The organism is Candidatus Brevundimonas colombiensis (assembly GCA_029202665.1).
Lineage (GTDB): Bacteria > Pseudomonadota > Alphaproteobacteria > Caulobacterales > Caulobacteraceae > Brevundimonas > Brevundimonas colombiensis.
On record CP119326.1, the window covers coordinates 3,174,916 to 3,194,228 of the forward strand.

Annotated in this window: 17 protein-coding genes; 5 read left to right on the forward strand and 12 right to left on the reverse strand. The window is 66.7% G+C overall.

Annotated elements, in window-relative coordinates; translation table 11 throughout:
* Positions 1-117: 117 nt before the first annotated feature.
* From P0Y50_15570 to petA, 3 genes are read right to left on the reverse strand one after another with little or no spacing between them, the layout of a single operon-like run.
* A complete protein-coding gene (locus tag P0Y50_15570) occupies positions 118-993 on the reverse strand; it encodes a cytochrome c1 (protein ID WEK39932.1) in 876 nt (291 codons plus the stop codon).
* A gap of 5 nt (positions 994-998) precedes the next feature.
* Complete coding sequence (locus P0Y50_15575; GenBank protein ID WEK39933.1) at positions 999-2,303, reverse strand: cytochrome b N-terminal domain-containing protein; 1,305 nt, start codon at positions 2,301-2,303, stop codon at positions 999-1,001.
* A 15-nt stretch (positions 2,304-2,318) separates the two neighbouring features.
* On the reverse strand, positions 2,319-2,876 hold the full coding sequence (gene petA, locus P0Y50_15580; protein WEK39934.1) for a ubiquinol-cytochrome c reductase iron-sulfur subunit: 558 nt from the start codon (positions 2,874-2,876) through the stop codon (positions 2,319-2,321).
* A gap of 194 nt (positions 2,877-3,070) precedes the next feature.
* Here petA and P0Y50_15585 point away from each other — a divergent pair, with 194 nt between their 5' ends.
* On the forward strand, positions 3,071-3,526 hold the full coding sequence (locus P0Y50_15585; protein WEK39935.1) for a tRNA (cytidine(34)-2'-O)-methyltransferase: 456 nt from the start codon (positions 3,071-3,073) through the stop codon (positions 3,524-3,526).
* A 65-nt stretch (positions 3,527-3,591) separates the two neighbouring features.
* On the forward strand, positions 3,592-4,473 hold the full coding sequence (gene hemF, locus P0Y50_15590; GenBank protein ID WEK39936.1) for an oxygen-dependent coproporphyrinogen oxidase: 882 nt from the start codon (positions 3,592-3,594) through the stop codon (positions 4,471-4,473).
* A 147-nt stretch (positions 4,474-4,620) separates the two neighbouring features.
* Here hemF and P0Y50_15595 read toward each other — a convergent pair whose 3' ends face one another.
* On the reverse strand, positions 4,621-5,496 hold the full coding sequence (locus P0Y50_15595) for a LysR family transcriptional regulator (GenBank protein WEK39937.1): 876 nt from the start codon (positions 5,494-5,496) through the stop codon (positions 4,621-4,623).
* Between the two features lie 78 nt (positions 5,497-5,574).
* Here P0Y50_15595 and P0Y50_15600 point away from each other — a divergent pair, with 78 nt between their 5' ends.
* Positions 5,575-6,633, forward strand: a complete 1,059-nt coding sequence (locus P0Y50_15600; protein WEK39938.1) for a putative sulfate exporter family transporter — start codon at positions 5,575-5,577, stop codon at positions 6,631-6,633.
* On the opposite strand, the gene P0Y50_15605 is transcribed toward P0Y50_15600, so the two are convergent.
* Both P0Y50_15605 and rlmJ read right to left on the reverse strand, forming a co-directional pair.
* Positions 6,630-7,361: a type 1 glutamine amidotransferase gene (locus P0Y50_15605; GenBank protein WEK39939.1), complete on the reverse strand. Its 732-nt coding sequence runs from the start codon at positions 7,359-7,361 to the stop codon at positions 6,630-6,632. The two genes, P0Y50_15600 and P0Y50_15605, sit on opposite strands and share 4 nt — an antisense overlap.
* Positions 7,362-7,384: 23 nt before the next feature.
* Positions 7,385-8,200 carry a 23S rRNA (adenine(2030)-N(6))-methyltransferase RlmJ gene (rlmJ, locus tag P0Y50_15610; protein WEK39940.1) on the reverse strand — a complete coding sequence of 272 codons (816 nt, stop codon included), beginning with the start codon at positions 8,198-8,200 and terminating at the stop codon, positions 7,385-7,387.
* 116 nt (positions 8,201-8,316) lie between these two features.
* On the opposite strand from rlmJ, the gene P0Y50_15615 reads away from it, so the two are divergent.
* Positions 8,317-9,339, forward strand: coding sequence for a DNA topoisomerase IB (locus P0Y50_15615; GenBank protein ID WEK39941.1), 1,023 nt, complete (start codon positions 8,317-8,319; stop codon positions 9,337-9,339).
* 101 nt (positions 9,340-9,440) lie between these two features.
* Positions 9,441-11,840: a TonB-dependent receptor gene (locus tag P0Y50_15620; protein WEK39942.1), complete on the forward strand. Its 2,400-nt coding sequence runs from the start codon at positions 9,441-9,443 to the stop codon at positions 11,838-11,840.
* A gap of 76 nt (positions 11,841-11,916) precedes the next feature.
* Here P0Y50_15620 and tdh read toward each other — a convergent pair whose 3' ends face one another.
* From tdh to P0Y50_15650, 6 genes are all read right to left on the reverse strand, one after another.
* Positions 11,917-12,969 (reverse strand): L-threonine 3-dehydrogenase, encoded by a 1,053-nt coding sequence (tdh, locus tag P0Y50_15625; protein ID WEK39943.1) that lies wholly within the window; start codon positions 12,967-12,969, stop codon positions 11,917-11,919.
* Between the two features lie 161 nt (positions 12,970-13,130).
* Positions 13,131-14,321, reverse strand: a complete 1,191-nt coding sequence (locus P0Y50_15630) for a glycine C-acetyltransferase (GenBank protein ID WEK39944.1) — start codon at positions 14,319-14,321, stop codon at positions 13,131-13,133.
* Positions 14,322-14,363: 42 nt separating this feature from the next.
* Entirely contained in the window at positions 14,364-15,293 is a 930-nt protein-coding gene (locus P0Y50_15635) for a DUF4232 domain-containing protein (protein ID WEK39945.1), read from the reverse strand.
* A gap of 62 nt (positions 15,294-15,355) precedes the next feature.
* Positions 15,356-15,778, reverse strand: a complete 423-nt coding sequence (gene mce, locus P0Y50_15640; protein WEK39946.1) for a methylmalonyl-CoA epimerase — start codon at positions 15,776-15,778, stop codon at positions 15,356-15,358.
* A complete protein-coding gene (scpA, locus tag P0Y50_15645) occupies positions 15,775-17,934 on the reverse strand; it encodes a methylmalonyl-CoA mutase (GenBank protein WEK39947.1) in 2,160 nt (719 codons plus the stop codon). Before scpA ends, mce begins: the two co-directional genes overlap by 4 nt.
* Positions 17,931-19,310, reverse strand: a complete 1,380-nt coding sequence (locus P0Y50_15650) for a methylmalonyl-CoA mutase family protein (protein ID WEK39948.1) — start codon at positions 19,308-19,310, stop codon at positions 17,931-17,933. The genes scpA and P0Y50_15650 overlap by 4 nt, the downstream gene beginning before the upstream one ends.
* Positions 19,311-19,313: the final 3 nt, after the last annotated feature.

Below are 19,313 nucleotides of genomic sequence, written 5' to 3' on the forward strand. Positions count from 1 at the left end.
AAAATCAACTTCTGACGGTGCACATATCGGTTCCGGGCCGTCCCAATCATGCTCCGTAACGAAAAAGCCCGCCGAAGCAAACTTCGGCGGGCTCAGGATTTTCGTTTGGCGCCCGTCTTAGTGGGCGACGCCCTTCCATACGCGGCGATAGGCGGCGTAGGTGACGCCCGCGAAGATCAGCAGATAGATCAACACGCCGAAGCCGGCCTGTTTGCGTTCCACCATCTTCGGCTCAGACGTCCAGGCGATGAAGGCGGCGACGTCCTTGGCGTACTGGTCCACCGTCTGGGGCGAACCGTCGTCATAGGTGACCTGGCCGTTCTGCAGCGGCGGCGGCATGGCGATGAAGCCGCCGGGCGGCACATGGCCCTTCGTCTCGTCCCAGAACGGCGTCAGGTCGCCGGCCATATAGGGATTGTAGTGCTGACCGTCGCGGATAGTCAGGCCAGCCGGCGCGGCCTTATAGCCCGACAGCAGCGAATAGATGTAGTTGGCGCCGTCGTGCCGGGCCTTGGCCATCACCGACAGGTCGGGCGGGGCGGCCCCGCCATTACCCGCCGCCGCCGCCGTGGCGTTCGGATAGGGGGCGCGGAACTTGTCGGCTGGAGTGGCGTCGCGCTGGATCGCCTCGCCGGTTTCGCTGTCGATGTCGCCGACCTGCACTTCCTTGGCCAGAGCCTTCACGACAGGGTTGTCGTTCGGGTTCGGATATTTCGGATTCCAGAACGGACCATGGGCGTCGCCCAGGTTCCGATAGTGCATCAGGTTCATGCTGTGACAGGCGGCGCAGACCTCATGATAGACCTTGTAGCCGCGCTGCAACTGGCCCTGATCATAGGTCCCGAACGGCCCCTCGAAGCTGAAGCCGCCCGAGCGCGGATGGGCCGCGCCGCCCGAGGCCAGGGCGGGCGCGGCGCCCGCCATGAGACCCAAGGCGACGGCGGCCGAGGCGATGATCGTCTTGAACGACATGGTCTTGGTTCCGATCGTCATGCCCCTCACCCCTTGTGCTCGACAGCGCCCGCACCGGTCAGCACCGGCTCGGAAATCGTCGCCGGGATGGGCAGCGGCTGCTCCTTCAGACCGACCAGCGGCATGATCACAAAGAAGAACGCGAAGTAGTACAGGGTGAACAAGCGGGTCAGCCACAGATAGCTGTTCAGGTCGCCGTCAAAGAGGGTGAAGGTCTTGAACGACCCGATGACATGGGCGTCCGGCAGCTGTCCGCCGCACCAGCCCAGGCCCACGCCCACCACCAGGAAGATGATGAAGAAGGTCCGCATCGTCGGGCGATAGCGCATGGAGCGCACCTTGGACGTATCCAGCCACGGCAGGACGAACAGCACGCCGATCGCGCTGAACATCGCCACCACGCCGCCGAACTTGTCCGGAACGGCGCGCAGGATCGCGTAGAAGGGCAGCATGTACCATTCGGGCACGATGTGCGCCGGCGTCTGCAGCGGGTTGGCCGGGATATAGTTGTCGGCGTGGCCCAGGGCGTTCGGCTGATAGAAGACGAAGATCGCGAACAGGATCAGGAACAGGATGATCGCAAACCCGTCCTTAACCGTGAAATACGGGTGGAAGGGCAGCAGGTCCTTCTTGGCGCGGTCCTTGGGAATCAGGATGCCGACCGGGTTGTTCTGACCGGCCGAGTGCAAGGCCCAGAGGTGCAGCACCACGCAGCCCAGGATGGCGAACGGCAGCAGATAGTGCAGCGAGAAGAAGCGGTTCAGCGTCGCATTGTCGATCGCCGGCCCGCCGCGCAGCCAGATCAGGATCGGCTCGCCGATGCCGGGAATGGCGCCGATCAGGTTGGTGATGACCTCCGCGCCCCAGAACGACATCTGGCCCCAGGGCAGGACGTAGCCCAGGAAAGCGGTGGCGATCATCAGGAAGAAGATCACGCAGCCGATGATCCAGATCATCTCGCGCGGCGCCTTGTAGGAACCATAGTACAGGCCCCGCAGCATGTGCAGATAGACGGCGATGAAGAACATCGACGCGCCGTTGGCGTGGACGTAGCGGATCAGCCAGCCGCCGTTCACGTCGCGCATGATGCGCTCGACCGAGGCGAAGGCCAGGTCGACGTTGGGCGTATAGTGCATGGCCAGAACAATGCCGGTGACGATCTGCGTCACCAGGCACAGGGCCAGGATGCCCCCGAAGGTCCACCAATAGTTCAGGTTTCGCGGCGTCGGCAGGGACATGTAGTCCGCGCCGAAGCGAATGATGGGCAGACGGGTGTCCAGCCATTTCTCGACGCCCGTCTTCGGGACGTAGGTGCTCTCGTGGTCGCTCATGATCCCCCCTTGTCCTCAGCCGATCTTGACGCGGGTGTCGGACAGATAGTCGTAGTCCGGCACCACCAGATTCAGGGGCGCCGGCCCCTTACGGATGCGTCCGGAAGCGTCGTAGTGCGAGCCGTGGCAGGGGCAGAACCACCCGCCGTAATCGCCCGCGCCAAAGGTCGGCACGCAGCCCAGGTGGGTGCAGGAACCGATCACGACCAGATATTTCTCATGCCCGGGTTTGGTGCGCTCGGCGTCCGTCTGGGGTTGTTTCAGGTCGGGCGCATGGTCGTCGGCGATGACCTTTTGCAACTCGGCCGGGGTGCGATAGCGCACGAACACCGGCTTGCCCTGCCATTTGATGACGACCTGCTGGCCTTCCTGAACCTTGGTCAGGTCGAACTCGATCGAGGCCAGGGCCAGGGTGTCGGCGGCCGGATTCATCTGATTGATCAGCGGCCAGGCGATCATCGCCCCTGCGCCGACCGCGGCGGCGCCTGCCGCGATGTAGATGAAGTCACGACGATTGGGATCGCCGCTTTCGGGATTGCCAGCGTCTTGGGTATGCACGACCGATTCGGCCAAGTTTCCACCTCCCGATCGCCGCAACAGAAGCTCTTGAGGCTTCCTCAGCCGCGGCGCCAAACCAACAAACGACGCAGGATTCCCCGACGGCCCATAACCTGCGCCCCTCTGACGCAAGCTGCTGACGTTTCTTGCGAAACGCTCGCAAATAGACCGCGACAAACCCCCTCGTCGCGCGTATCAATGGGCTTAGAATGCGTCTCGCCCTTTTTCAACCGGACATTCCTCAGAACGTCGGCGCCTGCATCCGGCTTTCGGCCTGTTTCGGGGTCGATCTGCATGTGATCGAGCCGACGGGCTTTCGTTTGGACGACCGCGCAATGAAGCGCGCCGCCCTGGATTACGGCCCTCTGTCGCATATGACCCGTCATGTGGACTGGGACGCCTTTCAGGCCGACCGCCCGACCGGACGGCTGGTGCTGCTGACCACCAAGGGCGCGACGCCCCTGCATGACTTCACCTTCCGTCCCGACGACATCCTTCTGTTCGGCAAGGAGAGCGCGGGCGCGCCTGACTATGTTCACGCCGTCGCCGACGCCCGCGTCGTCGTGCCGCTGCGCCCCGACGCCCGGTCGCTGAACCTTTCGGTCACCGCCGGCATCGCCCTGTGGGAAGGCCTGCGCCAGACCAGCGGCGTCGGCCAGCCCTGAGAGGACGCCAGACCCGAAGAACCTCTTCGGGTGACGGCGCGGGCGCGACGTGGTTCAAGCGGCCCATGAGCGACGCTGTCTTCTCCGATCCGCTCGACCTGAAGAAGGTCGAGACCCGCGCCTGGTTCGAACATCTGCGCGACCGCATTCACGCCGCCTTCGAGGCGCTGGAGGATGCGGCCCCCGACGACCTGTTCCCCGGCGAGCCCGGCCGGTTCGTCCGCACCGCGTGGGACCGCCCTGAGGGCGGCGGCGGCGTCATGGGCATGATGCACGGGCGGCTGTTCGAAAAGGTCGGGGTCCATGTCTCGACCGTCCACGGCGCCTTTCCCGCCGACTACGCCAGGACCGTGCCGGGCGCCGACGTGGATCCGCGCTTCTTCGCCACCGGCATCAGTCTGATCTGCCATCCGGTCAGCCCGCGCGTCCCAGCCGTCCACATGAACACCCGCTTCATCGCCACGACGAAAAGCTGGTTCGGCGGCGGCGGCGACCTGACGCCCGTGCTGATGGCGGATCGGCGTCAGGATCACCCCGACACCGTCGCCTTCCATGCCGCCCTGCAGGCCGCCTGCGACGCCCACGACCCGGACTGGCACGCCAGGTACAAGGCCTGGTGCGACGAGTATTTCTACCTGCCGCATCGCCAGGAGCCGCGCGGCACCGGCGGCGTCTTCTACGACCATCACGACAGCGGCGACTACGACCGCGATTTCGCCTTCACCCGCGACATCGGCCTGGCCTTTCTGGACGTCTATCCCCGCATCGTCGCCGGCCGCATGGCCGAGTCGTGGACGCCGGAGGAACGCGAAGAGCAGCTCGTCCGGCGCGGCCGGTATGTCGAGTTCAACCTGCTCTATGACCGCGGCACCATGTTCGGCCTGAAGACCGGCGGGAACGTGGATTCCATCCTCAGCTCCATGCCGCCGATGGTGAAGTGGCCTTAAGTCCAGCCACAATCATTTCCGTCATCCTCGGGCTTGACCCGAGGATCGGATGATCGACCGCATATTCGACGCCGTCAGTCACCGTCTCGCCCTACGGCCGATCCTCGGGTTAAGCCCGAGGATGACGGTTTTCTAAGCAGACAGGCCCTAGGCCATCGTCGCCACGAACACATCCCCCGCCCGGCTGCGATACCGTTCCTTGTGCCGCAGCAGGCGGAACGGCCGTTCGGGCAGGGTGAAGGGCGCCGTCGCCAGTCGACCGGCCGCCACCGACGCATAGGCTACGCTTTCCGACAGGGCCGTGGCCCCCGCCCCGGCCTCGGCCGCCGCCAGCACCGCCTCATTGGACGGCAGGGTCATGGTCACCGTCAGGTCGGCCGGATCGACGCCCGCGCCCCACACCGCCGCCTCCAGGGTGGAGCGCGTGCCAGATCCGACTTCGCGCAACACCCACGGCTGGCCGGTCAACTCGCGCGCCTCCAGCCGTCGCCGCGTCGCCCAGGGATGGTCCGGCGTCACCAGCACCGCCAGCCGATCCGACCCCACCTGCATCTGCGACAGAGCCGGCTCGTCCACCGCCCCCTCGACCAGGCCGATCTCGGCGGCGCCGCTCAACACCGCCTGCGCGGCCTCGCGCGTGTTGCCGATCTCGACCGCCAGTTCGACGCCCGGATAGGCCGCGTGGAAATCCACCAGCCGGCGCGGCAGCCAATAGCTGGCGATGGTCTGGCTGGCGAACACGGCCAGCCGCCCGCGCCGCAATGCGCTCATGTCCGCCAGCGCCGCCTGCGCCGCCTGCGCTCGCGCCAGCACCGCCTTGGCTTCGGGCAGGAAGGCCTTTCCGGTTTCGTTCAGCACGATCCCGCGCCCCACCCGATCGAACAGACGCACGTCGTGCTCGGCCTCAAGGGCGGCGATGGCGTTCGATACGGCCGACTGCGTCAGGTTCAGCGCCCGCGCCGCCGCCGTCACATGGTCGCGCTCGGCCACGGCGATGAAGATGCGCAGGCGTTCCAGGGTCACGATTGATCTCCAAATCGGATTGAAACGACCATAACTATCCGTTGGACGCTCGTCGAGCCGGGGCGCATCTGGTGATCGATGAAGTCCACCGCCCTGCCCGCCCCCATCGCCGCGCCCCGACTGGCGATGCTGAAGGCCTTCGTCGGCGCGGTTCGTCCCGGCGTCATGCTGTGCCTGCTGGTGACATTGGCAGCCATCGGCCTGACCAGTATCGAGCGTGACCTGATCGGCCATGTCTGGCTGGAGCCGCTGGTCCTGGCCATCCTGCTGGGCGCCGCAGTCCGCACCGCCTGGACCCCGGACGTGCGGTTCAAGGCCGGGATCGACTTCTCGGCCAAGACCCTGCTGGAGGTCGCGGTGGTGCTGCTGGGCGCCTCGGTCAGCGCCGCGACCCTGTCGGCGCTGGGCGTGGCCTTTGTGGTCGGCATCTTCGGATTGGTGGCGCTGGCCATCATCATCGGCTTCGGCGTCGGCCGCATCCTGGGCCTGAACCCGCGCATGGCCCTGCTGGTCGCCTGCGGAAACGCCATTTGCGGCAACTCGGCCATCGCCGCCGTGGCGCCCGTTATCGACGCCGATGGCGAGGAGGTGGCGGCCTCCATCGCCTTCACCGCCGTTCTGGGCGTGGTCGTGGTTCTGGGCCTGCCGCTGCTGGGCGGCCTGATCCATTTGAACGGCCTGCAATATGGCGCCCTGGCCGGTCTGACCGTCTATGCCGTGCCGCAAGTCCTGGCCGCCGCCGCTCCGTTCGGCGCGGTCGCCACCCAGACCGGGACGGTGGTCAAGCTGGTGCGGGTGCTGATGCTGGGGCCGGTGATCCTCGCCCTGTCGCTGATCTTCCGCGACCGCGCGCCCGGCGCCGCAAGGCCCGGCCTGGCTCGCCTGCTGCCCTGGTTCATCGTCGGCTTCCTGGTCATGATCGCCCTGCGTTCGCTGGGCCTGATCCCTCAGGGCCTGCTGTCGCCGATGGCGGCGGCGTCCGGCCTGCTGACCGTCATCGCCATGGCCGCCCTGGGACTGCAGACCGACATCCGCGCCGTCGCCCGCGTCGGATCCCGGGTCGTGGCCGCCGTCGTCCTGTCGCTGGGCGCCCTGGTGTTGCTGGCCCTCGCGCTGATCCGACTGCTCGGCCTTTAAATCCCGCTGCCGTAATCCTCGACCGGCGGCGGGGTCAGCAGCAGGAAGGCCCTGATCCAGGCGGTCAGCACCGCCCGGTCGTTGGGCCGTTTCAGACTGCTGATCGCCTCGTCCGCCAGATCATGCGGGATGCGCGCGCCCCGCCGCCCCTCGATCAGGGCCGCCGCATATTCCGGTTGAAACTCCGGGTGGCACTGAAACGAAATGGCGTCCTCGCCCCAGGCCAGGCCGGCATAGGGGGTGAAACCGCTGGAGGCGATCACCCGTGCATCGTCCGAAATCGCGATCACCTGATCCTGATGCGACACCGGAATGGCGATGGCGCGCGCGCGCGGATGCATCCAGGGCTCGTTCGCCCGCACGTCATAGCGGTGCAGCCCAACGCCCCATCCCTTATCCGACTTTTCCACCGCGCCGCCGAAAGCATGGGCCAGCGCCTGGTGGCCGAAGCAGATGCCGACCAGCCGCGTCCGCCCCCGCGCCGCCCTCAGCCAGTCGATCAGCTGCGGAATCCACGGCAGGTCGTCATAGACCCCCGCCGCCGAGCCGGTGACGATGGCGCCCTGAAACACCGCGGGGTCGTCCGGCAGATGGCCCGCCTGCACATTGAAACGCGTCGTCGGCACACCCTCGCCCAACAGCGCCCGGAACCGCGCGGGATAGTCGTCGAAGTCGTCCTTAAGGTGTTCGGGCGGGTGGCCGGTTTCCAGAATGGCGATGCGGGTCATTGGCTGAACTCTAAGGCGTCGCATCAGAAGGTCCAGACCTCTGCACGACCGCCGGCGTCGCCCAGAGCCTTGGCCGCCCAGCCGCAGATTTCCTCCGCCGCCGCCTCGGCGCCTTGTGGCGGATTGACCACCACCATGGCGCAGCCGTTCATCTTCATCGGATTGGTCAGGGGCCTGAGGCGCGCCTCCGCGACCAGCGTCGGCCCCGCCCGCCCCTGGAGCTTGCGAATGAAGGCGTCGAACGTCTCCAAATCCTTCAACGGCGTCCAGATCGCCACGGTCGCCTCAGGATCGCGCCGCAACACCGCGACCGCCGTCTCGGCCGAACGCATATAGTCGTCGGGCTTTTCGAACGGCGGGTCGATCAGCACCAGCGGCCCGCGCGCCTTTGCCGCCTCCGCGACCGCCAGATCATAGCCGTCGCCCTCGCGCGCCTCGGCGTTCGCGCGCCCCTCCAACGCCTCAGCCAACATTTGTCGCACCGGCGGGTTCAGTTCAAACCCGACATAGCGCCCGCCCTGCCCCAGGGCGTCCGCGATCAGCAGCGGCGATCCCGGATAGAACCGCGCTCCGCCGTCCGGGTTGAACGCCATCACCTTGTTCGCCAGACCCTCCATCAGAGGCGGACGCCCCTCGGCGCTCATCAGCCGGACCACGCCCGCTTCAGCCTCCCTGGACCGCGCCGCATCGCCCGCCAGGTCGTAAAGCCCTGCCCCGGCGTGGGTGTCCAGCACCGTCAAAGGCCCTGCCGCCCCCCGCGTTTTCACCAGCCACAGCACCAGGGCGTGTTTGACCAGATCGGCGAAGTTTCCGGCGTGAAAGCTGTGGCGATAGTTCATGCCGCCTCGTCCCGCGCCCGGCCTCATGGGTCAAGCGGAACTCGCGGCCCAGGCCCCGCGTTCGTCGCTCGTCTTCGGCAAGCGGCTGAAAGACCAATGAAAAGGAAACGCGGCGGATGGCCGACGGATCGCACGCCTTCGACATCGCCTCCCAGGTTCCAAAGGGCCTCAGCTATTGCAGCGACGAGTTCGCCGGCCTGACCCGCCGTCGATCCGGCAAGGGATGGTCCTACAGGGACGCCAAGGGCCATACGGTCGCCGACGCCAAGACCCTGGCCCGCATCCGCGCCCTGGCCATCCCGCCCGCCTGGACTGACGTGTGGATCTGCCCCAAGGCTAACGGCCATATCCAGGCGACCGGCCGCGACGTGAAGGGCAGGAAACAGTATCGCTATCACAATGACTGGAGCACGGCCCGGTCCGAGAACAAGTTCGACAAGCTACCGGCCTTTTCCCGCGCCCTGCCGAAGCTGCGCGACAAGGTCGAACATGATCTTGGCCTGCGCGGCGTCTGTCGCGACAAGGTGCTGGCCACCGCCGTCCGCCTGTTGGAGATCACCCTGATCCGGGTCGGCAACTCCATCTACGCCAAACAAAACCGCAGCTATGGCCTGACCACCCTACACAAGCGGCACCTGGACGTGGACGGCGCGGCCCTGACGTTCGAGTTTCGCGGCAAGAGCGGCAAAGACCACAGCGTCAGCGTCAAGGACCGCCGTCTGGCCCGCGTCGTGCGCCAGTTGGAGGGTCTGCCGGGCCAACAGCTGTTCAAATACCGTGCGGCGGACGGTACGCTGTGCCCGGTCGATTCCGACGACGTGAACGCCTATATCCGCGAGGCGATGGGCGAGCAGTTCTCGGCCAAGGACTTCCGCACCTGGGCCGGCACCGTCTCGGCGGCGCGGGCGCTGCGCGACATGGAGGCGGCCACCTCGCCGACGGACGCCAAGCGCAAGATCACCGTATGCGTCAAGGCCGTCGCGGGCCTGTTGGGCAACACCCCGACCGTATGCCGCGCCTCCTATATCCACCCAAAGGTTTTGGCCCTGTTTGAAACGGGTCAGATCGCCGATGTCCTGCCCGGATCGGGGACCAAGGGCTTTGAAAAAGCCCTGATCAAACATTTACTTGCCGCCTGACCTCAGCCGTTCTCACGGCTGGCGTTAGAAATCCCCATTTGATTGGTAGGATTTAAGCCTCTCCTCTTCCGTTCGGCGCATCACGTCGCCGGAGGGGGACCATGACAACATCCGCAACCGCCCGAAGCCTGCTGTCCGCCACGGCGATCCTGTCCTGCCTGGCCGCACCCGCTGTCTCCTTGGCTTCGCCCGACGAGGCGGTCGAGCCTCAGGTGACGACGCCCAGCGTCGCCAGCGTCGGCGACATCGTCGTCACCGCCCGTCGGCGGAATGAGCGGGCGCAGGACGTGCCCATCGCCCTGACCGTCGTAAACGAAGAACTGCTGGACCGCACCGGCGCCTACAATGTCGGCCAGATCACCCAACTGGCGCCCAGCGTCCAGTTGTTGACCTCGAACCCGCGCAACACCGCCATCACCATCCGCGGCCTTGGCGCAAGCTATGGTCTGGCCAACGACGGGCTGGAACAGGGCGTGGGCATCTATGTCGATCAGGTCTATTATGGCCGCCCCGCCACCGCGACTCTGGACTTCGTCGATCTGGACCGCATCGAAATCCTGCGCGGGCCGCAAGGCACCCTGTTCGGCAAGAACACCACCGCAGGCGCCCTGAACATCACCACCCAGGCGCCGTCCTTCACGCCCGAAGGCCGCGCCGAGCTGAGTTTTGGCGACTATGGCTTCCTCCAGGCGAAGGCCAGCGTCTCGGGACCCATAATCGACGACAAACTGGCGGCGCGTTTTTCGGTCGTGTCCACCCGGCGCGACGGCTTGCTGGACAACGCCACGGTCGGCGGAAAACAGAATTCCCAGGACGCCATCAGCCTGCGCGGCCAACTGCTGTTCCAGCCGACGGACCAGCTTCGCGTGCGCCTGTTCGCCGACTACGCCGACCTGACGCCCGACTGCTGCACCCAGGTCTATGTCCGGGTGGGCGACACGCAAAAGCCGCTTGACCAGCGTTTCCCGGCCCTGGCCGCCGGTCGCGGCTATAGGGCCGCCAGCACCAATCCGTATGACCGGATCGCGGATGTGGACGGGGCGATCCAGGCGGACCAGATTCACCGGGGCGTCTCGGCCATCGTCGATTACGATTTCGGCTGGGCTACCCTGACCTCGGTCTCGGCCTGGCGCTCCTGGGACTGGGGGCCCCGGAACGACCGCGACTACACCGCCCTCGACATCACGCGCCAATCGGCCAACCCGTCCTGGCAGGACCAATGGAGCCAGGAGCTACGCCTATCCTCCAACGGCGCCAACCGCATCGACTGGACAGCCGGCCTCTACGCCTTCCATCAGGCGGTTGAAACCCAAGGCGTCACCGAATACGGGCGCGACGCCAGCTACTGGCTGATCCCCGCCTATCAGCGCGTCGCCGGGGCGCCTCTTGAGCGCGTGCCCGACCGGCTGCTCGACGGCTACACCGTCTTCAACGACAGCCGCATCGAGACGGATTCCTACGCCGCCTTCGCCCAACTGACCTGGAACATCACCGACCGGCTGCACCTGACCCCCGGCCTGCGCTACACCAAGGAGGAGAAGGCGGGCCGCTACGCCGCCACGACGACCGGCGGGCTGGCGACGACGGACAGCACCTATATCTCCCGGCGCAACGGCATCGCCCGCCCACAAGCCTATGACGCGAGTCTTTCAGACGACGACCTCTCGGGCCAGGTCTCGCTGTCCTATGACGTCAGCGACGATGTCCTGACCTACGCCAGCGTCGCGCGGGGCTATAAGTCGGGCGGCATCAACATGGCCGGCATCCCCAATCTGCCGAACGGCCAGCCGTCCCTGACCAACGCCGTGGTCAAGCCAGAGGTCGTCACCACCTATGAGCTGGGCCTGAAGACCCAGGCCTTCGGCCGCCGCCTCACCGCCAATCTGGCCGCCTATCGGACGGATGTGGAGGACTACCAGGCCAATGTGGTCGACAGCGGCCCCGGCGCCCTGCGCGGCTATCTGGCCAACGCCGACAAGGTGGTGATCCAAGGCGTCGAACTGGACGCCTTCGCCCGCCCGAACCAGAACCTGGATCTCTACGCCAATGTCGCCTGGACCGACGCCAAGTACGACGCCTTCACCAATGGCCCCTGCCCGCTGGAGCAGATCGGCGCGACCACCGTCGCCTGCGACCTGTCGGGACAGGACCTGCCCGGCGTCTCGCCCTGGGCCGCATCCATAGGCGGCGAATTGCATGGCCGAGGCGGCTTCCTCGGTCTGCCGGGCGAATTCTATGGCGGCGCCGACGCCAGCTATCGCTCCACCTACAACTCCGACGCCTCGGTCTCGCGCTACACCCAGATCGACAGCTATGCGATCCTGAACCTGCGCGCCGGGTTCCGCGCCGAGAACGGCTGGGAGGCCTTTGTCTGGATCAAGAACGCCCTGGACGAGGACTATCTTCAGTTCGTCAGCGTCCAGTCCGGCAACTCTGGCCTGGTCATCGGCAATCCGGGCGACCCACGCACGGTGGGGATCACCCTGCGGGCGCGGTATTGATCAGAAAGGGAACTTCCCCGCGCCCACCGATCGCCAGCCTCGCGCTTGTGCTGGGATGACAGGGAGGATCAATGCCTCAGGCCGCCTTGTCCCAGTTCAGAACCACCTTGCCCGACTGACCGGACTTCATGGCCTCGAAGCCCTCGCGGTAATCGGCATAGTCCAGCCGATGGGTGATCAGCGGGCTGAGGTCCAGACCGGCCTTCAGCAGGCCCAGCATCTTGCGCCAGGTGGTGAACATCTCGCGCCCATAGACGCCCTTGATGGTCAGGGCCTTCAGGATGATCGCGCCCCAGTCCGTCTCCATCGGCTTGGACGGAATGCCCAGCATGGCCATGCCGCCGCCCATGATCAGGGTGTCCACGCATTGCTTGAAGGCGACGGGCGAACCCGACATCTCCAGCGCCACGTCGAAACCGACCTTCAGGCCCAGCTCGTGCATGACGTCCTTAAGGTCTTCCTTGGTCGTGTTAACCGCGCGGATTCCGGGGGCGACCTTCTGCGCCAGCTCCAGGCGGAAGTCATTGATGTCGGTCAGAACCACCGTCCGCGCCCCCGCATGACGCGCCACGGCGGCGGCCATCATGCCGATAGGCCCGGCGCCCGTGACCAGCACGTCCTCGCCCAGCAGGTCGAACTGTTGGGCGGTGTGAACCGCATTGCCGAACGGATCCAGGATCGAGCCGATCTCATAGGGCACGTCGTCAGGCAGTTCGATCACGTTGAAGGCCGGGGCCACCACGAACTCGGCGAAGGCGCCCTGACGGTTCACGCCGATGCCCATGGTCGCCGGGTCTAGATGGAAGTGACCGGCGCGGGCGGCCTCGGAGTTCAGGTCGATGACATGTCCCTCGGCCGAGACGCGCTGGCCGACCTTCAGGCGGCGATCCACGTCCTTGCCGATGGCGACGATCTCGCCTGCGAACTCGTGGCCGGTGATCATCGGGGTCGGGACGTTCTTCTGGGACCATTCGTCCCAGTTCCAGATGTGGATGTCGGTGCCGCAGACGGCGGTGCGATGCACCTTGATCAGCACGTCCTCCGGCCCCGCCACGGGGATCGGCGCATCGATCAGTTCCAGCCCCTGCACCGGCCCGGTCTTGGCCAGGGCTTTCATCATTTCGGTCATGACGGCATTCCTCGTTGTTCGTTACCCTCGGGTTCATCCCGAGGGCCTATGGCTGAGGCCCCACGCCTCCTCGCCCTGTATTTTTCCGTCGCTGAAACCCGGCCATCGCGCGACGGAGCGATACCCCTCGGGACCGACCCGAGGGTGACGGCCAAAAACGGCTAGATGACGCCCAACTCCCGGCCCGCCTTGGTGAAGGCCGCGACCGTCTGGTCGATCTGATCGAAGGTGTGGGCCGCCGACATCTGGGTGCGGATGCGGGCCTGGCCGCGCGGCACGACGGGGAAGGAAAACCCGATCACATAGACGCCCAACTCCAGCGCCCGCGCCGCGAAATCCTGCGCCAGTTTGGCGTCGCCCAGCATCACCGGAATGATCGGATGCTCGCCTTCCAGCAGGGTGAACCCCGCATCCGCCATGGCCCCGCGATAGCGATGGGCGTTGGCCGACAGGCGGGTACGCAGGGCGTCCCCCTCATCGCCTTGCGCGATGCGGATGGCCTCCAGGCTCGATCCGCACACGGCGGGCGCCAGGGCGTTGGAGAACAGATAGGGCCGCGCGCGTTGTTTCAGCAGTTCGACCACTGATTTCCGCGCGCAGATGAAGCCGCCCATGGCCCCGCCCAGCGCCTTGCCGAAAGTGCCGGTGACAAAGTCCACCTCGACCCCGTGATGCGCGAAAGAGCCCCGTCCCTTCGGCCCCAGGAAGCCCGTCGCATGGCAGTCGTCCACCATGATCAAAGCATTGTATTTGTCCGCCAAGGCACGGATTTCATTCAGCTTGGCGATATAGCCGTCCATCGAGAATGCGCCGTCGGTGGCGATGATGATCTCCCGCGCCCCGGCCTCGCGCGCCTCCTTCAGACGGGTCTCCAGCTCATCCATGTCAGAGTTGGCGAACCGATAGCGTTTGGCCTTGCACAGCCGCACGCCGTCAATGATTGATGCGTGGTTCAGGCTGTCCGAAACAATGGCGTCGTTCTCGCCGAACAGCGGCTCGAAGACGCCGCCGTTGGCGTCGAAGGCGGCGGCGAACAGGATGGCGTCCTCGAACCCCAGATAGCCCGCGATGGCCGCTTCCAGCTCCTTGTGGATTTCCAGCGTGCCGCAGATGAAGCGCACCGAGGCGGTGCCCGCCCCCCACTTCGCTTGCGCCGCCATCCCGGCCTGAGCCACGCGCTCATCGCCCGCCAGTCCCAGATAATTATTGGCGCAGAAGTTCAACACGTCGCGCCCGGCGACCTGGATCACCGGCCCCTGACGCGAGGCGATCACACGCTCAGGCTTGGTCAGGCCCTGTGCGTCAATGTCTGTCAGTTCGCTGGCGACGCGGTCGTAAAAGGATTGGGTCATGGGTCGCGACCTACGCCGATTTTCGATGGGTTTCCACCCGCCTCAGGTCGCCGGCGGTGGGTTGGCCTCCGCCCGGATCGGGCTGACGCGGATACGCCCGCCGCAGGGGGTGAAGGTGAAAGGCAGGCTGATGGCGGCGGTGTCGCTGGGCGCCGTGACCTTCAGCGTCGCCGCATCAGGACAGGTCTTCTGCATGGTTTCGTCGGGCATGACGTTCCAGGCCACTTCAAACCAGGCCTTGGCCTGGGGCGCGAGTTCGACAGGGGTCGGGGCATGGCCCTGACGGAAATAGCTGCCGGGGCTCTGTTCGGCGCGGATGGACGACAGGGTGCGTCCGCGTCCGTCCTGCAGGGTCACGGTCGGGTAGCCGGTCAGGCTGCAGGCCTGGGCGCCGATGTTTTGCAGGCTGAAGTTCCGCACCCGATTTCCCATGCCCGCATCGCCGTCGCCAGCCGCCAGCTTCAACTGCGGCCCCTTGCAGGGCGTCGCGGCGGGCAGGACGCCGCCGGCCGCTGGGGTCGGCGTCTGGGCTGGCGTGGGCATCGGTCCCGGCGTCATATCGGCCCCTAGGATCGGCCGCGAACAACGTTCCAGCACGGCAACCCCGGTCGTCCCGTCCGGCCCCAGCCGGCTCAGCGTGCCGCTCTCCTGACCATCGCGGCTCGCCGTCCACCATTCCATCCCCGCCCCGATATAGCGGGCGCCGCTGGCCGACTGGACCGAGCGCAGCGCGTAGGTCTGGTTCTGGTAGGTCAGTTGCGCGCTGTCGCTGTCGGCGTACTGCACCTGCAGGGTCGCCCCGCTCTCGCAGGCATAGCCGACCGATGGCGCGGTCGAGGCCGGGGCCGGTTGGGGCTCGGCCGGCGCGGTCGGCTGCTCGGGCGTCTGCTGTGAACAGGCGGCGGCGCCCGTCAGGGCGGCGATGGCGAAAATACTGACAAGGCGTGGGGCGGTCAGGCGGTGCGACATCATGTCAGGTCCTTCTGGTTTCGCCATCAACGAACGAACCGTCTGAAAGGCTCCGCTTGGCGCGTTCAGTGATCGCCGCCCGGCGTCTCCATCAGCTCGATCAGAACCCCGCCCATGTCGCGGGGATGCAGGAAGACCACCAGCGTCCCGTGCGCCCCGATGCGCGGCTCGCCCGTGCCCAGAATGGTCACGCCCTTGGCGCGCATTTCGGCGATGGCGGCGTGGATGTCGGCGACCTCGAAACAGACATGGTGCTGGCCGCCCTTGGGGTTCTTGACCAGGAAGCCGGTGATGGGGCTGGTCTCGTCATAGGGTTCGATCAGCTCGATCTGGGCGGTCGGGGTATCGACGAAACAGACCTTCACCCCCTGCGCGGGCAGATCGAACGGCTCGCCGATCTTCGTCGCCCCCAGCACGTCACGATACAGCCGGATCGAGTCCGCGATGGAGGGTGTCGCCACGCCGACGTGGTTCAGGGCGCCGATCATGCATTTTCCTTTCGCGGCGCAGGCTGGGCGTAACCCAGGCGCAGGTTCAGCTTTTCAATCAGGTCGACCGCCGTGTCCGCAATGGCCGAGCCGGGCGGATAGACGGCGGCGGCCCCCATATCCAGCAAGGGCTGCACGTCCGACGGCGGAATGACGCCGCCAACCACGATCATGATGTCGGGCCGACCCAACTTCTCAAGCTCGGCCTTCAGCTCAGGGACCAGCGTCAGATGTCCGGCGGCCAGCGACGATGCGCCCACCGCATGAACGCCCTTCTCAACCGCATCGCGGGCGGCTTCCGACGGCGTCTGGAACAGGCTGCCCGCCGTCACGTCGAAGCCCAGGTCGCCGTATCCGGTGGCGACAACCTTCTGCCCCCGGTCATGCCCGTCCTGCCCCAGTTTGGCGATCAGGATGCGCGGAGGACCACCGTCGTTCTCCACGAAGGTCGCCACCATGTCGCGGGCGCGTGCGAAGCGCGGGTCGCGCCCCGCCTCCTTGGCGTAAACCCCCGACACCGTCTGGACCGTCGCCACATGGCGGCCGAACGCGGCCTCCAGCGCATCCGAAATCTCACCCACCGTGGCCTTGGCCCGCGCGGCCTGAACCGCCAGCTCCAGCAGGTTCGCATTCCCCCGCGCGCCGTTGGTCAGGGCCTCAAGCGCCGCGTCGGTCGCCGTCTGGTCGCGTTCGGCCCGCAGCCGTTTCAGCTTGTCGATCTGGGCGGCCAGAACAGCGGCGTTGTCGACCTTCAGCATTGGAATGTCGTCGGCGACGGGGTTCAGATATTTGTTCACCCCCACCACCGTCTGCTGGCCGGTGTCGATCCGGGCCTGGGTCCTGGCGGCGGATTCCTCGATCCGCAGCTTTGGAATGCCCGCCTCGATGGCCTTGGCCATGCCGCCCAGCGCCTCCACCTCGGCCATATGGGCGCGCGCCCGTTCGGCCAGTTCGTGGGTCAGACGCTCGACGTAATAGCTGCCGCCCCATGGGTCGATGACCTTGGTCAGCCCCGTCTCCTGCTGCAGCAGGATTTGAGTATTGCGCGCGATCCTGGCCGAAAAGTCGGTCGGCAGGGCCAGGGCCTCGTCCAGGGCATTGGTGTGCAGGCTCTGCGTCTGGCCGCCCGCCGCCGCCATGGCCTCGACCATGGTGCGCGAGACATTGTTGAACACATCCTGCGCCGCCAGGCTCCATCCCGAGGTCTGACAGTGCGCGCGCAAGGACAGGGACTTGGGATCAACCCCGCCCTCCTTTCGCACCGCCTCGGCCCACAGCAGGCGGCCCGCCCGCATCTTGGCCACCTCCATGAAATAGTTCATGCCGATGGCCCAGAAGAAGCTGAGGCGCGGCGCGAAACGGTCGATCGCCATGCCCGCCGCCGTTCCCGCGCGCAGATATTCGATCCCGTCCGCCAGCGTATAGGCCAGCTCGATGTCCGCCGAGGCACCCGCCTCCTGCATATGATAGCCGGAGATGGAGATGCTGTTGAACTTGGGCGTCTCCTGCGCCGTCCAGGCGAAGATGTCGGCGATGATCCGCATCGAGGGTTCGGGCGGATAGATGTAGGTGTTCCTGACCATGAACTCCTTCAGAATGTCGTTCTGAATGGTTCCGGTCAGCTTGGCGTGCGGCACGCCCTGTTCTTCCGCCGCGACGACATACAGGGCCAGGATCGGCAGCACCGCTCCGTTCATCGTCATCGACACCGACATCTGGTCCAGCGGGATCCCGTCGAACAGGGTCCGCATGTCATAGATGCTGTCGATGGCCACGCCCGCCATGCCGACGTCGCCCTTCACCCGGGGGTGGTCCGAGTCATAGCCCCGGTGCGTGGCCAGATCGAAGGCGATGGACAGCCCCTTCTGCCCCGCCGCCAGATTGCGGCGATAGAAGGCGTTGGATTCCTCGGCGGTCGAGAAGCCCGCATATTGCCGGATCGTCCACGGATTACCCGCATACATGGTCGGATACGGCCCGCGCACGAACGGCGCGAACCCCGGCAGGCCGTGAAGCTGATCCAGCCCCTCCAGCGCTTGCGGCCCATAGGCGGTTTCGACCGTCAGACCCTCTGGCGTCCGCCACGGGTCGCGCACGGGCCCCTGCCCGGTCGCGCTGAAGTCCAGATCGATCTTGCTGAAGTCAGGCAAGCTCATTGGGCCGCCTCCTCGAAGGCTTCGGCAAAGCGGATAGGCGCCAGCGCTTCGCAGCCCGGCGTCACCGAGGGTCGCGCTTCGGCCGCCCCCTCGACCGGCGCCACACGCGGCTCAGGATCGACGAACTTCGTCACGCCGATGATCTGGGCGGCGCCGTTCTTGAGGGCCGCCTCACGCACGGCGCGCGCGCGGGCGATGCGGGGCTGGATCACCCCACCTTTCAGCGCCGCGATGATCCCGCCCTCGGCCTCGATGGTCTGAAACTCGGTCCAGCCCACCAGCGCCAGATCATGCGTCCGCGCGTCCAGATACCAGCTGCCCGCCGCCGGATCATCGACGCGGCCCAGGTTGGCCTCCTCCATCAGCACCAGCTGGGTGTTGCGGGCCTGCCTTCGTGCAAAGGCGTCGGGCCGACCGGCGGCGCGGGTGAAGCCGTCCAGCACCACCACATCCGCCCCGCCGACCGCGCCCGCGAACCCCGCCGCCGTCAGCCGCAGCAGATTGGGCCAGGGATCGCGCGCCGACAGCATCCGCCGCGACGACCGCGCCTCGATCACCGCCGACGTCTCGGCGCCGAACGCGCGTGACAGATTCGCCCAGATCAGACGCATAGCCCGAACCTTGGCCAACGCGTCGAAATATTCCTGATCAAGCGACAGGCCGACGACCACGCCCCTCAGCGCCGCCTGAACCGACAAGCCAGCCTCGACCACCGCCTTCACATAGGCGACCGCGCTGGACGCCGCGAAGGCCAGTTCCTGCGCCGCCGACCCGCCCGCCTCATGCGCCACGCGCCCGCTGGCCAGAAAAAGGCTGGCGTCGGGATAGACACCGGCATGACGCACGGCCGCCTTGGCCGCTGCGTCAAGATCATCGTCGATCCCACGCGGCGATCCGCCCGCCTCTGCAAAGGTCGAGATCGGGTCCAGATGGAACCGCAGCATGGCGCGCGGCGAACCCTTGGCCACAGCCGCCAGCGCATCCGCCGCCTCGACGCCCGCGAACCCTGCGTCCAGCGCCACCGGCGCCAGCTCCAGCGCCACGCCGTCCAGCGCCCGCTCCAGCGTCGCTGCATCCGCAAGCACTCCGCCGCTAATCAGCACCGAGGCCGCCCCCTCCTGCAGATCGGTCAGGATGGCGTCGTTCACCGCCTCCGCATCCTCGCCCTCGACCTGGGTGCGCAGGTCCCAGGCCCGGCCCTCGGCGTCCGACGGGCGCGGCGCATTGATCGGCTGAACCCCGGTCGCCCCGGCGTAGAGCGGACGCGTCACAAGCTGGTCCGCATCCAGATGCAGCAGCGACTCGATGGGCCGATCCTTCAGCGCCTTCTGAGCCGACTCACGCCACTCCAGCGGGGTTGGGATGGGGAAGGTCATGCG

Bases quoted from the DNA above. Each gene is read 5' to 3' on its own strand.
- P0Y50_15570 (WEK39932.1), bottom strand. From the start codon at position 993: ATGACGATCGGAACCAAGACCATGTCGTTCAAGACGATCATCGCCTCG.
- P0Y50_15575 (WEK39933.1), bottom strand. From the start codon at position 2,303: ATGAGCGACCACGAGAGCACCTACGTCCCGAAGACGGGCGTCGAGAAA.
- P0Y50_15585 (WEK39935.1), top strand. From the start codon at position 3,071: ATGCGTCTCGCCCTTTTTCAACCGGACATTCCTCAGAACGTCGGCGCC.
- hemF (WEK39936.1), top strand. From the start codon at position 3,592: ATGAGCGACGCTGTCTTCTCCGATCCGCTCGACCTGAAGAAGGTCGAG.
- P0Y50_15600 (WEK39938.1), top strand. From the start codon at position 5,575: ATGAAGTCCACCGCCCTGCCCGCCCCCATCGCCGCGCCCCGACTGGCG.
- P0Y50_15605 (WEK39939.1), bottom strand. From the start codon at position 7,361: ATGACCCGCATCGCCATTCTGGAAACCGGCCACCCGCCCGAACACCTT.
- rlmJ (WEK39940.1), bottom strand. From the start codon at position 8,200: ATGAACTATCGCCACAGCTTTCACGCCGGAAACTTCGCCGATCTGGTC.
- P0Y50_15615 (WEK39941.1), top strand. From the start codon at position 8,317: ATGGCCGACGGATCGCACGCCTTCGACATCGCCTCCCAGGTTCCAAAG.
- P0Y50_15620 (WEK39942.1), top strand. From the start codon at position 9,441: ATGACAACATCCGCAACCGCCCGAAGCCTGCTGTCCGCCACGGCGATC.
- tdh (WEK39943.1), bottom strand. From the start codon at position 12,969: ATGACCGAAATGATGAAAGCCCTGGCCAAGACCGGGCCGGTGCAGGGG.
- P0Y50_15630 (WEK39944.1), bottom strand. From the start codon at position 14,321: ATGACCCAATCCTTTTACGACCGCGTCGCCAGCGAACTGACAGACATT.
- P0Y50_15635 (WEK39945.1), bottom strand. From the start codon at position 15,293: ATGATGTCGCACCGCCTGACCGCCCCACGCCTTGTCAGTATTTTCGCC.
- mce (WEK39946.1), bottom strand. From the start codon at position 15,778: ATGATCGGCGCCCTGAACCACGTCGGCGTGGCGACACCCTCCATCGCG.
- scpA (WEK39947.1), bottom strand. From the start codon at position 17,934: ATGAGCTTGCCTGACTTCAGCAAGATCGATCTGGACTTCAGCGCGACC.
- P0Y50_15650 (WEK39948.1), bottom strand. From the start codon at position 19,310: ATGACCTTCCCCATCCCAACCCCGCTGGAGTGGCGTGAGTCGGCTCAG.